The organism is Bacillus sp. SRB_8 (assembly GCF_003264205.1).
In the GTDB taxonomy this organism is placed as follows: domain Bacteria; phylum Bacillota; class Bacilli; order Bacillales; family Bacillaceae_G; genus Bacillus_A; species Bacillus_A mycoides.
Genome location: NZ_NADT01000024.1, coordinates 24,840 through 38,625 on the forward strand (window position 1 = coordinate 24,840; position 13,786 = coordinate 38,625).

Annotated in this window: 11 protein-coding genes and 1 pseudogene; 4 read left to right on the forward strand and 8 right to left on the reverse strand. The window is 34.5% G+C overall.

Features of this window, described 5'->3' with window-relative positions; translation table 11 throughout:
* The 3 genes from B5P40_RS20745 to B5P40_RS34185 are packed head-to-tail and all read right to left on the reverse strand — an operon-like array spanning window position 1 to window position 5,988.
* Window positions 1-4,557 (reverse strand): non-ribosomal peptide synthetase, encoded by a 4,557-nt coding sequence (locus tag B5P40_RS20745; protein ID WP_113709788.1) that lies wholly within the window; start codon window positions 4,555-4,557, stop codon window positions 1-3.
* A gap of 14 nt (window positions 4,558-4,571) precedes the next feature.
* Window positions 4,572-5,834, reverse strand: a complete 1,263-nt coding sequence (locus tag B5P40_RS20750; RefSeq protein WP_016119225.1) for an MFS transporter — start codon at window positions 5,832-5,834, stop codon at window positions 4,572-4,574.
* Between the two features lie 22 nt (window positions 5,835-5,856).
* The gene (locus tag B5P40_RS34185; RefSeq protein WP_002035044.1) at window positions 5,857-5,988 is read right to left on the reverse strand and encodes a DnaB-like helicase N-terminal domain-containing protein; all 132 of its coding nucleotides are present in this window, start codon (window positions 5,986-5,988) and stop codon (window positions 5,857-5,859) included.
* 405 nt (window positions 5,989-6,393) lie between these two features.
* Here B5P40_RS34185 and B5P40_RS20760 point away from each other — a divergent pair.
* Window positions 6,394-7,102, forward strand: a pseudogene (locus tag B5P40_RS20760) (IS6 family transposase).
* Between the two features lie 87 nt (window positions 7,103-7,189).
* Complete coding sequence (locus B5P40_RS20765; RefSeq protein WP_078177089.1) at window positions 7,190-7,939, forward strand: polysaccharide deacetylase family protein; 750 nt, start codon at window positions 7,190-7,192, stop codon at window positions 7,937-7,939.
* 131 nt (window positions 7,940-8,070) lie between these two features.
* Here B5P40_RS20765 and B5P40_RS20770 read toward each other — a convergent pair whose 3' ends face one another.
* On the reverse strand, window positions 8,071-8,283 hold the full coding sequence (locus tag B5P40_RS20770; protein WP_078177088.1) for an alpha/beta-type small acid-soluble spore protein: 213 nt from the start codon (window positions 8,281-8,283) through the stop codon (window positions 8,071-8,073).
* A gap of 282 nt (window positions 8,284-8,565) precedes the next feature.
* Here B5P40_RS20770 and B5P40_RS20775 point away from each other — a divergent pair, with 282 nt between their 5' ends.
* Window positions 8,566-9,060, forward strand: coding sequence for a YndM family protein (locus B5P40_RS20775; protein ID WP_078177087.1), 495 nt, complete (start codon window positions 8,566-8,568; stop codon window positions 9,058-9,060).
* 29 nt (window positions 9,061-9,089) lie between these two features.
* Here B5P40_RS20775 and B5P40_RS20780 read toward each other — a convergent pair whose 3' ends face one another.
* The 3 genes from B5P40_RS20780 to B5P40_RS20790 all read right to left on the reverse strand — a co-directional run bounded on the left by B5P40_RS20780 (window position 9,090) and on the right by B5P40_RS20790 (window position 10,911).
* Window positions 9,090-9,605, reverse strand: coding sequence for a DUF3231 family protein (locus B5P40_RS20780; RefSeq protein ID WP_002130370.1), 516 nt, complete (start codon window positions 9,603-9,605; stop codon window positions 9,090-9,092).
* A gap of 303 nt (window positions 9,606-9,908) precedes the next feature.
* A complete protein-coding gene (locus B5P40_RS20785; RefSeq protein WP_002130371.1) occupies window positions 9,909-10,121 on the reverse strand; it encodes an alpha/beta-type small acid-soluble spore protein in 213 nt (70 codons plus the stop codon).
* A 226-nt stretch (window positions 10,122-10,347) separates the two neighbouring features.
* The gene (locus B5P40_RS20790; RefSeq protein WP_078177086.1) at window positions 10,348-10,911 is read right to left on the reverse strand and encodes a spore coat protein; all 564 of its coding nucleotides are present in this window, start codon (window positions 10,909-10,911) and stop codon (window positions 10,348-10,350) included.
* Between the two features lie 129 nt (window positions 10,912-11,040).
* Here B5P40_RS20790 and ku point away from each other — a divergent pair, with 129 nt between their 5' ends.
* Window positions 11,041-11,865: a non-homologous end joining protein Ku gene (gene ku / locus B5P40_RS20795; RefSeq protein ID WP_113709789.1), complete on the forward strand. Its 825-nt coding sequence runs from the start codon at window positions 11,041-11,043 to the stop codon at window positions 11,863-11,865.
* Between the two features lie 21 nt (window positions 11,866-11,886).
* On the opposite strand, the gene B5P40_RS20800 is transcribed toward ku, so the two are convergent.
* Entirely contained in the window at window positions 11,887-12,666 is a 780-nt protein-coding gene (locus B5P40_RS20800; RefSeq protein ID WP_113709790.1) for a DUF2935 domain-containing protein, read from the reverse strand.
* Window positions 12,667-13,786 lie beyond the last annotated feature (1,120 nt).

Consider the following 13,786-nt stretch of genomic DNA (forward strand, 5'->3'; position numbering starts at 1 on the left):
TTACACCCTCTTCTTTGTTAATTTAAGTAATACTTTGCTCAAGCTTTCTTCCGTAAGATCCTCAGCATCAGCAAAATCTGATACTGTAAAAGCTGACTCTGTTGTTGGTTTATTTATAAGTTGACGAAGATGCCTCAACATACCATCTGCTATCGCTTGAATTGTTAATCTAGAAAATTGTTCTCTACTATATATCCAAACAAAATGTAACTTCTCATCTTTTACCATACCGATAACCTCAATTAGATGAGATGGCTTGGAATCTGGAGCATGATCTAAAAATGTAAACCCTGTCTCTTGCATAAACAAAGATTCCTTTGAAAAAACTTGATCAAATTGGCCCAAATAGTTAAAGCTTATTGAAGGCTTTTGCTGATAAAACGGAAGTAATTCTTTTTTCAAGTAACGTAAAATACCATAGTCAACTCCACGATTCGGAATTTGACGCAATTGATCTTTTACAGCCTTTAATCCTTCAATAGGTGTTTTAGTTCCTTGAAAATTCAGATGAACAGGATAAATACTCGTGAACCAGCCCACTGTCCGTGATAGATCAATACCTTCAACCATCTCTTCTCTCCCGTGTCCTTCTAGATGAATAGAAACCGTTTGCTGATTTGTAAAATCGACGATAGCTTGTCCTAATGCCGCCAATAGTACCTCATTAATCCTTGTCTTATGAGTCACTGGAACTTCTTGTAACAATGCATGTGTTTCTTCTACTCCTAAAGTCCTCGTCACTTGATCAATCGATTCTTCTGTTGTTTCTTGCATTGGATAGTCCATTGGAATTTTCATCGTTTCTTTTTCTACCCGTTCATTCCAATAATCTTGTACTTCTTTTGAAATACCCGAATCACTGTATGCCTGCAGTCTTTCCGACCACTCTTTAAAAGATGTACTTTTCGCAGGTAGGCGAACTCCTTGACCTTGTTTCATCTGGTTATATACCGCCTGTAAATCTTCCAATAGAATTCTCCACGATACTCCATCTACTACTAAATGATGAATCGCCCAGAATATTCGATCATTTCCAGACAAGGTGTCCTCAAAGTAAACTACTCTCATTAACGGACCTGTAACTAAATTGAAACTAGTTTGAGTAATGTTCATCTCTTCTTGTATTACTTTATTCCACGCTTGTTCATTAGCTTTGTTCCGTTTTACCACATGAAGTACAGAATGCACATCAGTCCCTTCATTTCTCTGCCTCCACGTTCCATTTGGTAACCGTTCGTACCGGAAACGTAAAGCATCATGATGTTTTAGTAAGTATAAGATCGCTCCTTCTAGTAACTTCACGTCCACTCTCTCTTTTACTCTTAAAAGCATCGATTGATTCCAATGCTCCGGACGTGAATGTTCTTGCTCGAAGAACCAGTACTGAATTGGAGTAAGGGGCACTTCTCCTGTCACAATTCCCTGCTCCGCTTGTACTCCCTGAGTTTCTATAGCCACTTGTGCCAACTCGGCAATGGTTGGGCATTCAAACATTTGCTTTGGAGTAAGTTTTAATCCCACTTGACTTGCTTGAGATATGATTTGAATACTGAGAATTGAGTCGCCACCAATTTCAAAGAAATTATCATAGATCCCCACATTTTTAACACCTAATACTTGCTTCCAGATGGTAACCAGTATCTTTTCGTTACTATTCCGAGGGGCAACAGCTTCACTGTTAATCTGCTTTTCCTCCGGCATAGGTAAGGCCTCACGATCAACTTTACCGTTAGCAGTTAGTGGAATAGCTTCCATCATTACAAATCCTGAAGGGACCATATAGCTCGGTAGTTTTGCTTTAAGATACTCTCTCCACGCACCTACATTCCCATTCCCTACAACATATGCCACCAATCGTTTATCACCCGGCTGATCTTCTCGAACAATCACAACAGCTTCTTTTATAGATGCATGTACGTTTAAAGTAGATTCAATTTCCCCTATCTCAATTCGGAAGCCACGGATTTTCACCTGATGATCAATTCGCCCACGATAATCCAGATTCCCATCTGGCAAGAATCTCGCTAAGTCTCCTGTCCGATATAACCTTGCTTCCGGTTCACTATTAAATGGATGAGGGATGAAGCGCTCTGCAGTTAATTCCTGTCTATTTAAATACCCACGTGCAAGTCCTGCTCCACCAATATATAGTTCACCAGCTACACCAATAGGCACAGGCTGTTGACTGGCATCTAGCACATACACTTCTAAATCTGGAAGCCGTTTTCCGATATTACTTCGTGAAGAGTGCCGGACCTCATCTTGAGTAATCGGAGAATAAGTAACATGAACGGTAGTTTCTGTAATTCCATACATATTAATTAACTGTGGGTCCTTATCTCCATATCTTTGAAACCACGGTAACAAGTTACTAGGATCTAACGCTTCCCCACCAAATATTACATAACGTAGATTCAAGTTTTTATTCTCATCTTCTTGTTCACACACCTGTATTAATTGTCGAAATGCGGAAGGCGTCTGATTTAGAACTGTGACTTCTTCCTCCACCAATAATTGATAAAAATCTTTGGGCGATCGACTAATCAAGTACGGAACAACAACTAATTTCCCACCATATAATAATGCTCCCCAAATTTCCCATACTGAGAAATCAAATGCATAAGAATGAAAAAGCGTCCAAGTGTCTTTTTCATTAAACTGATACCAACAATCCGTCGATTTAAATAAACGAATGACATTGTGATGCTCTATCATAACGCCCTTTGGATTCCCTGTTGATCCCGAAGTATAGATTACGTAAGCTAGGTTTTGAGAACTTACATCAGAAAAAGGTAAGGTCTTACTTTCTTGCCCAATCTCATCTCTATCACGATCCAGGCAAATCGATTTAATATTTTCTGGTAACCATTTCAATTCTTTTAAACTTTCTTGCGTTACGAATAACTGAATGCCAGCATCCTCTAAAATATATTGAAGTCGCTGCTCTGGATATGTTGGATCAAGTGGAACATAGGCTCCACCAGCCTTCAAAATCCCTAAAATACCTACAATCATTTCTAGAGAACGTTCAACGCACAGCCCAACTAAAGTATCAGGTCCTACTCCTTTTTTCTGCAGATAATGAGCTAACTGATTTGCATGTTCATTTAGCTCCCTATAAGTAACTTTTCCTTTTTCATACGTAACTGCAATAGAATTTGGATAAATCATCGCTTGCTGTTCGAACAATTCATGAATAGTTACTTGAGGTGGAAAATCAAGCTTAGGATTGTTGAACTCTACTAAACTTTTTCTTTTATCTTCTTCTGAAATAATTTTAATCTCAGAAACCTTTTGCTTTGGGTTTTTAAATGTATTTTCTATTACTGCTAACATGGTTTTAAAAAAGCGGTTTATCTCTTCTTTAGAAAATAGCTCTTTACGATAGTCAATATGTACTTGTAAAGAGTCTATATCAGTCAAATTCTCAATATGTACTGCAAAATCTTGCATTTCTTCACCATTTGGAATCCAAAGTGAGTCACCACTTTCATCACGATCTCTATAATCAATCGTAGTTCCGAAAAGTCTAACATTGCTGTTATTCTCTTTATTAATCTGCTTTAATAACAAATCAAATGGGTATTTCTGATGTCGTAATGATTTACTTTGTTTTCTGGACACCCTACCAATAAATGAAAGTACTTCTTCTTCTGGATCGATATCCATTCTTAGAGGAACCGTACTTACCATCATTCCAATTAATTCCCGTTCCATTTTAGTCATACGATTGCCATAAGCCATTCCTAATGCAATATCAAGCGATGAGGTCCACCGACACATAGACAATGAGAAAGCAGCAACAAAAAGAGAATATACACTTAATTTATAATCGTCAGAAAATAACTCTATCTTTCTCTTCAAATGCTCCGATAATATAAACGTTTCACGTGATGCTTTGGTACTAACTTGGTACGTATTATAAGGCTTCAATCCCGTCACAGATGGAATTGTTTTAAATTCCTCTAACCAGAATTTTTGATCTTTTTGAAAGCGAATACTATTCAAGTATGTTTGTTCATTGGCCAGAAATTGAACATATGAATTTCTAATTTCGCCTTCCTCAGTCTTGTTATGCATCTCATAATAATATTTTGCAATCTGACTGGTAAATATTTGGATTGATAAACCATCCATGATAATATGATGAACATTCCCAAAGACTGCACATTCATTATCGTTTAATTTTATTAAAGCGAAATAGTATAAATCCGAATTAAATAATGTAAACGTTTCTTTTGTTTTCTGCTCGATCCATTTCTCAAGCAAATCTGAATCCTCCACGGAACTGAAATCGAAAAACTCAAATTCTTGTTCTTCATGTTTAATAAAATATTGTTCAGGTTCCTGATGCCCATTTTCTTTTAATCTGATGCAAAGACCATCATTTTCACTAATAACACGATTCACAACTCGATTTAATTTTGAATAATCCATTTTTCTATGAAGTTTAAACAAAAACCTTAAATTACATATCCCTTTACCGGAATGAATAACTTCTGTATACCATATTCTCCTCTGTGGATGACTTAACGGATAACATTCTTCATTGGCCATAAAAAATCTTCCCTTCAAAAATTATTTACTCTTATAGGTTCTTGTTTATGTTTAACCCATATATATTTCTGTAGTGAAACCCCAATTACTCCAATGATGATGAGCCCAATACCCACATAAAAATAGAGTTCAATTACTCCGAAAAAGTGAACCAGTGGACCGCTCATAGCAGGAGAAATAATGAGGACTGCATTTGCTAAACTGCTTTGAATCCCAAATACTCTTCCGACCTGTTCTTGATGAGATTCTATTTGTAGAATGACTTGATTGGATACAAGCATAAGTCCACTTCCAATACCAGCTATAAAACTAATCAGATAGGCAAAAATGAGGGATGCACCAGGATTTATCAGAGTTATCAGACTAATACCCCCGAAGCCAATTCCCATTAAAGCAATACCTCCACATATTACCCAACCATATTGAAAATGTTTTAATTTCTGAGTTAAGAATGCGCCAATTATTCCCCCAAGACCAATAATAGAAATTATGTATCCCATTTTACTCTTATCATTTGGGAACAAGCTTTTAAATAAAGTAGGGAACTGTGAGTCTACTAATTGTAATACTGCCATAGCTATTGTAAAGAAAATCATGGTTGATAATATCATCCGATTGGATAATACATAACCCCAGCCTTGTAACCAAGCAGTCCAAGTACTTTGCTGTTTCTTTTCTATATGTTCTCTTGACAGAGATTCCTGTAACCTTATTGTGGGCAACAGAACCAAAGCAGCTAGTAAGCAGCATATTGCCCTTATAATCAGACAAAACTCTGGCTGAAACCAGCTCAGTAACATTCCTCCTATAAGTGGGCCCAGTATCTTGGTTCCTTGCTCAACTATCCCATTGATACTTACCGCTTTGGTAAGCAGATCAGGAGAAACAATCTGTCGTGTTAGTGTTTGCTGTGCAGGATAATAAAAAACGGTGAAAATGGAACGAACCATTAATGCTAACAAAAGCCAATGAATAGTTTGGACAAATAAAAGAACAATTGTTAATAAACCAACCATTAGATTACAAAACATCATAATTGGAATTTTTCTAAAGCGATCAGCAATCACGCCTGCCCATGAACTAAATATAATCCCAGGAAGTGCATACGCAACGGGAATTAATCCAATCATGGTGGGGTCTACTTCCCATTCAAAACTAACAATGGTCATAATGGCTAACATGTCAATAAATACTCCGAGCATAAGCAGTGAATACGCAGAGAAAACTTGTAAATAAATTGTATTTCCCCATAGACTTTTTGATTCGGTAGTTTTCATAAAAACGAGCTCCTTAAGTTTACTAAATAGGGACGATAGAAACTAATTGAGTGGGATACGAGACTTCTCCCGCCTCTTCAATCCTATTCTTTTTTTGCAGTTCGTTTGTGATGGTAATGAAATCAATAGCTTGCTTAGACTTTCTCAAAGACACTAACGCTCTAAAAGTGAGATATTGACTAACAATTAAATCATAACACTCCTATTAATGGGATTATTTTCTAAAAATAATATAGAAAACAATGAATATTCCGATTATTATTTTCTAAAAACCAGAAATATTTCTATAAAACAACTAAATTAAGATTAAATCGTATCGCAGATTTTAAATAATATTAATAAATAGAATCTATTTTGAACGTAAGAAATTTGTAAGGAATGGGTAAGGAAAAAGAGAGTTTCATTGTATAGGATAAAAATATTACGAGGCGTAAAAGGCGGAACAGATATGACTTTTATATGAAAAACATTTCTGGTGCAAACACTCCAAAACGCTTGTAAGTTACCTCCTAAACTTGGACATACTGATACTAGTACTCTAAAAAAGGATGTGATTGGTATGGAAAAGCAAAATCTATTTAAATGGAAACATTATCAACCGGATATTATTTTATTAACCGTGAGATGGTATCTATGGTACAACCTCAGTTTTCGTGATTTAGTCGAAATGATGGAAGAACGCCGGCTATCCCTTGCTCATACAACTATCATGCGATGGGTTCATCAATATGGTCCCGAATTAGATAAGCGCGTACGACGTTCATCTTAAGTCAACCAATGATTCTTGGCGAGTCGATGAGACGTATGTGAAAGTCAAAGGTCAATGGATGTACCTTTATCATGCTGTTGATTCAAAAGGAAATACAATTGATTTTCATTTAAGCAAAACAAGAGATCATAGGGCTGCAAAGCGTTTTTTCAAGAAAGCTTTGCAGTCTTTTCATGTTTCAAAGCCCCGTGTGATTACAGTAGACAAAAACCCAGCCTACCCTATAGCGATTGAAGAGTTGAAGAAAGAGAAAAAGATGCCTGTGGACATCCAAATAAGGCAGGTAAAATACCTTAATAACATTGTAGAACAAGATCATCGCTTTATAAAGAAGCGAATCCGTTCTATGCTAGGTCTTAAATCTTTCTCCACAGCTACATCCATTCTTTCTGGAGTAGAAGCCATGCATATCATTAAAAAAGGCCAACTTATTTTACGGGACAAGTCTGTCCAAAATGAAATGAAGTTTATTCATCAACTATTCGGAATGGCTGCATAAGAATAGATTTCATTAGGAATCTATATACCTCTTTCAAATAAATGCAATCTTTGCACCAGAACCATTTCATATGCCTGCCTTAATCCCATCCTCATTCTTTTAATCATTTCTTTTTGTTCCACACAAATACCCATATATGCTTTTACAGATAGTCGTAAGGAGTATGAAAAAACAGGGAAAGTAATTTGGGAAGTAAACACAAAGGAAAAAATAGTTGCAATAACATTTGATGATGGTCCTCATCCTGTTTTTACCCCTCAAATACTTGATATTTTAACTAAATACAATGCGAAAGCAACCTTTTTTGTAGCAGGTAATAAAGTTAAAAGGTTTCCTGCTATTTTAAAAAGGCAAGTAAAAGAGGGACACGAAATTGCTAATCATACTTATAATCATATATATGATAAAAATATTACTACCGCTAAATTAACAGCAGAATTAGATCAGACAGATGAAATTATAAAGCAAATTACTGGCTATAAACCAACTCTCTATCGTCCAGTCGGAGGCCTTCACAACGATTTAATTATTAATACAGCTATACAGAATGGGAAACTTGTTATTCTATGGTCATGGCATCAGGATCCTCAGGATTGGAGAAATCCAGCAGCTAGCAAAATTTCTAAATATATAACAAAAGGCATTAAACCCGGCAATATCATTCTACTCCATGATTGGAATGGGAGCGAATTTTCTCAGACATCTCAGACAGTTGAAGCATTAGAAAGTATCATGAGATATTTATACAGAAACGATTATGAATGTGTAACAGTATCTGAAATGCTCTATCGTTCCATAAACATAATTCCCTCCCCCTTTGATCCTTTTTATCAGTGAATCTAGGCTTATTTACGAAAATTTATGAGAATTTTCTAGAGTTTAATATTTTTAGTAACTTTACATACTAGAAATTATAATGAAAAAGGAGAGACGATGTGTCTCTCCTTTTTATCCATGCATATTTAAAGTTAGCGATTAATTCCACCACCAAGTTGTTGTTCAGCCATTGCTACTAGACGTTTTGTGATTTCACCACCAACAGAACCGTTTGAACGAGCTGTTGCGTCTGCACCAAGTTGTACACCAAATTCTTGAGCGATTTCATATTTCATTTGATCGATTGCATTCTCTGCACCGTGAACTAATAGTTCATTACGACTACCGCTATTATTGTTTGCCATATTGTATCACCTCCTATGTTTTTAATATGCTAAAAAGCAACTAAAAATATATATTCCTTTTTTTGGTATTGTTTTTTCAGCTTACTAAAGCATAAATAATACATATATTTCACAAAATAGTAATGTGTAGGAGCGCGAAATAAAAAATGCTTGCCATAGGAGTATCATGTATGAAACAGACCTCCAGAACACGATGAAACGGGTTGTGCTTTATGAAGGCACAGCCCGTTTTTATTAAGACGTTTTCTCTCACATAACAATTAAAGAATTGGAGGAATACAGATGAAACATATTGTTGCCTTATTAATTAAATATACCGCTATTAGTGCTGTATTATTGATGATACTAGGGATTTTTCAAGGTATTTCGATTCCTAGAATATTGTTTATTTCATTATTAATTACTGTAGTATCCTATTTAATAGGAGATTTATTTATTTTACCTAAGTATGGAAACATGGTGGCTACCATTGCTGATTTTGGTTTGAGTTTTGTAGGAGTTTGGGCATTAACATACTTTTTAACAAATATAAATTTAACTCGTAATATTGGAGCATCTGCTTTTTTTGCAGCTTTGCTAATTGGTGTGGCAGAAATATTCTTTCATATCTATATGAGGAAAGTTGTTTTACATGCGAATGAGGGTTCACGAGAATCCACTACTATTGGTCACGATGAATATGCTATGGAGATTTCTGACGAGTATGTAAATTATTCTAGAATAAAAAGAGAAAGTCCATCTAGAAAAGTAGAAGATGGAACTGATAAATTGAAATAAAAAAGTGGACCTTGGCCACTTTTTTATCGTTAAGCTTGTTCAGAATTTCGAACATGTAATGGTGGAGGAACTATCCACCCCTTCTTCTTGCTTAAACGTAGTAATGTTACTCCTGCTTGTGCTTTCTTCATGTGAATTTGTCCAAAAAGCATGCCTACATCTTCTCGAAGGCATTTTCCCATAACTTGGCTACAAGTTACTAGTCCTGCTGCAAGAGCTGCTGCAACGGCTGCTGCGATTTCTGCATCGTTGATGCGTGCACCAGGAGGAATGTCTTCAATAGAAGCAACCGGTCTTTCTGGAGGTGCTGGTGGTAAAGCCACTCCATTTACCTTTAAAAGTGTTTTTAGCTCTTCTATTTCAGAAGTCATATCATTCTCAATTAAGTTTTGTAAAAACTTCTTTAAATCTTCATCACCTGTGTGATTCATAAATACTTGATGTCCGGCAACAGCTCCTTGTGTGGCAAGAAGATAACTCCAAATATCAAATACCTCTCCATAATGTAAAGGTTCATTTTGAGGGTTTCCACTTAATACACCCATTTTAAAAAGCCTCCCTTTCGAAAATATCATCATAAGTATATTTTTCAATATTGAAAATAAATTTTTAAGTATACTTTTTCCTACAAAATATTTTTTATCATGCATGGGAAACACCTTCCCAACAATGTATGTTTGTAGACTAGTAAAGAAATTTGCAAATAAAATACTCAAAGATTATTAAATAAGATTATCAACAATCTTTGAGTGAGAAATCGTTTAATATAAGGGTTTATCTTTTAACGAATGAACAAATGAAATTGATTTTAATATCTGCTATATTTTACACTCATTTATTAATTGAACTTAGCGATTAACTCCACCGCCAAGTTGTTGTTCAGCCATTGCAACTAAACGTTTTGTGATTTCGCCACCAACAGAACCGTTTGCACGAGCTGTTGTGTCTGCACCAAGTTGTACACCAAACTCTTGTGCAATCTCATACTTCATTTGATCAATTGCATTCTCAGCACCTTGAACTAATATTTCATTACGACTTCCGCTATTTGTGTTTGCCATATTGTATCACCTCCTATATTTTTAATATGCTACGAATCATGGAAAAATAGTTATTCCTTTTTATGGTAAAAATCCACTTTAATTATGTATAAATTATTGAATCTCTTCCTAAAAGAAGAATAAAAAATAAAGCTGAGCAGAGTAAGAATAATTAATCTGTTCAGCTTTATCCGGTACCATCTAATTAATATATATTTTTTAAAATTTGCGCTTACTATTTCTTCTATTATTGTAATGGTTGATTAACAGGCTGATAAATACTTGCTATAGCCTGTATTTCAGAGTCTGGTGCTGGAGATAGCGGATAGTAACCCTTTTTCACCATGTATTGCCAAATATCATATGCATGTCTACTACTATTTAAAAAAGCTTTTTCTAAAAAAGACCTCAAATTTGGATTTGCACACTCTAATACAGCCCCAGCATAATTTAGTGCAGCTGATTTTTGATTTAAAAGATATCCCGTAGCAATTGCTCGATCGTTCGGAGGTGCTCCATTTATACTAGGTGCAACAGGGGGATATTGTTCACTAGGTGCTTTTAAATAAGAAACCAATACTGGATTTAACTTAGAGGGCTGAAAACGCTCAATATCGGGCGTACTCTGGCTTTGGACAAATTCTACTTTTAAATTATAGTCTTCCACATGGAGCGGAAAATGTTGCTGTAATAATTGTTTTAATTCTAAATCTTGTGCTTGCTGAATGTATGTACTCATCGTATTAATTGTATTGTAACAACCAGCAATTAATTCACTTAAATCACGTAACTCATGTGTAGCTAATTGCATTTTGAACCCTCCTTTTCAAAGTTTTTTTAGTCTCTCCCAAAATAAAAAAAATATAAGAAATGCATATGAATTTTCTTATTACTCATACTAAAATTATTCATTTTCTATTTATGAAAGGAGAAGTTTCAAATGCATACAGTATGGAAAGGCTCTCTTTCACTTGGATTATTAAACATTGGCATTAGGCTATTTAGTGCTGTAGAAGAAAAAGATATTAAATTTTTAAGTCTTCATAAGGAATGCCTTACTCCCATTAAATATAAAAAGATTGCTCCTGATTGTACCGATACTGAAGTAAGCGATGAAGACGTTGTAAAAGCTTATGAATACGCGCCACATAAATATATAATTGTTGAAGATAAAGAATTAGACACACTACAAAAAAAACATGAACCTCGATTAATTCGCCTTTCATCTTTTATCCAAAATGATGAAATTGATTCAATTTTTTTCGATCGTTCTTATTTTATGGGTCCTACCGTTGGTAATGAAAAGACATATTTGTTATTAAAAGAAGCTTTGGACCGAACAAATAAACTTGGTCTTATTCATATTACTATCCGTAAGAAACAACATCTAGCTATTATTCGTAGCTTTCAAGAAGGCCTTATTTTACAGACTATTCATTATCCTGATGAGATTCGTAATATAAAAAACATGCCCGGTCTTCCAAAGAATGAAGAGTACCCGATTCACAAACAAGAATTAACTACAGCAATGAATCTAATTCACCATCTAACCACTCCATTCGAACCAGAAGAATACATAGATGAATATAAAGAAGTGTTTACTGATTTTATAGAAGAAAAAATTGAACAACAAGAAAAGAATGAAATTATATATCCTAATACTAATATCATCAACATCATAGAAACATTAAATGCTAGCATTGAACAAGTAAAACAGCAAAAAGACAAGAAAAAAGAAGAAATAAACGAACAAAAAGCCACATAATTGTGGCTTTTTTATCTACTCTTAAAGAGGATTACACTTTGGCATCTCTAAACCAGATGATTGTGCTAATTTTAATAAATAATAGCATTCCTCTCTTGCCATGTGGTCTGCCATTCTCGCAGATAATGAGCCTAATATTTGCTCAGATAATTCTAATTCTTCTATTTCATGAAGAAAATGCGAAAATAATTTCAGTTCTAATGAAACATCTTTCGTAAATCTCTTCAATGCTGGAAAATGGTTGAGCTCTGTACGTAAATATCCCGTCATTTCAACAGCTTTTAAATAGAACTGCTCAAAATGTTTCGCGTACATCTCACTCTTCTCTTTCAATCGTTTCTCTACAAGATCTAATTCACCTGAAATTGAACCAGCATGACCGGCCGCATCTGTTAACCAAACCAGATGATAATGTAATTCATGAAAAACAGGTGGCACCTCTCCTTTTATTAAATATTCTAATACTGTTATATACTCTTCTACTTCATTTACCATATGATTAATGAAAGTTGGGGTAAAGTGGATAACAATCTTTCCTTTCAATTGCTTTTGTATAATACTCAACTTGAATTTTCGGATCTCTTCTGCCGATTGTTTAGCATCTTTTGCGAATTCGATTAAACTAACTGTATTAATAAGACTTAAATATTTATTAAATTTTCCTACAAAATATTTGGCTCTCTGAATGTCTTCAGTCTCTTTTGGGGCTAAAGCATCTAAAAGAAACTGTGCATGATCCTCAAGAACTCTCAGCCAAAATTTATGTTCAAACAATGCACTTTCTTCATAAGTTTGATTCATTCTACGTCTCCTCCTTACTAACTTGGCTTTCATACTGATTAATACTAATGAAAGGTGTAAAATATGAATTTGAGCTAGTTTTTTTATTCAAGAAGGTAAATGATTTAATTGTAGTGTATGAATACTTAATGTTTACTATTAATTAGATGAAACTTGTTCAAGAGCTATGCTACCCGTACTAGATCGTTAGTTAATCATCAAGATATCTGAGATACTTCCATATGTCCAAATAATTGCATGAATGCTGGTACTTACAACCTGTTGGTTAATCTATATATCAAGCAACTAAGCCTTGTGCGTGATATTTAATTCTCCCTCTTTAGGAATAGATTAAAAACCTACGCTAATAGCTATTTCACTGCACCTATATTTTAAGCTAATGTTAATAAAAGAGGCATATTCTAAACATGAAAAATAGGACAAGCTATATAGCTTGTCCCATAAGGAGCAATTCATGAGGATTTTTAAAATGTCCAAATGACTCACATTGGTAAAATGAATCATTGATAGTTTGTGTAAAATCAATGTAATTATACAAAAAAAGCAAGTAACTTTATTAATGCCCTGCTATTACAGCACTTGTATACTGGAGGGAAATCCCATTACTGTTAACCTATAAAAGATATGTACAAAAATTTCATTCATTATTTAAAAAGTTAAAGATTTGGCAGACAATACTTTAGATTGTCTGCCTGTGGGTTTCATGAGCTTGATTGGAAAACTAATTGTTTTCCAAGAGTGAAGCCGCTAGTTCAACCGGCTTAGAAATAGTTTGTGTAAAGATTATAAAAATATGTAAAAAAAAGAAGAATCATCATTCACAAATAAAGCAGAGCACTTTATAAAAGTGCTCTGCTTTAAATAAGCGCTGTAAGTATAAACATTCTATAAGTTAATATGTTTGATTGATTGTAATGTGAAAAGATAAGACAAAATCTTTTTAATGTTAATAATAACTAACGAAAAGAAATTGGAGTTTGCTTATTGTTATATAAGTCACATAAAATCGATTGTTTTTTGGCTTGTTTGAAATGCTTTTAATGAAATTGTTGTCCCTGTTGACCATCTATTTGTTGCCCTTGTTGGTTACCCATTTGCTGTCCTTGTTGGCCACCCATTT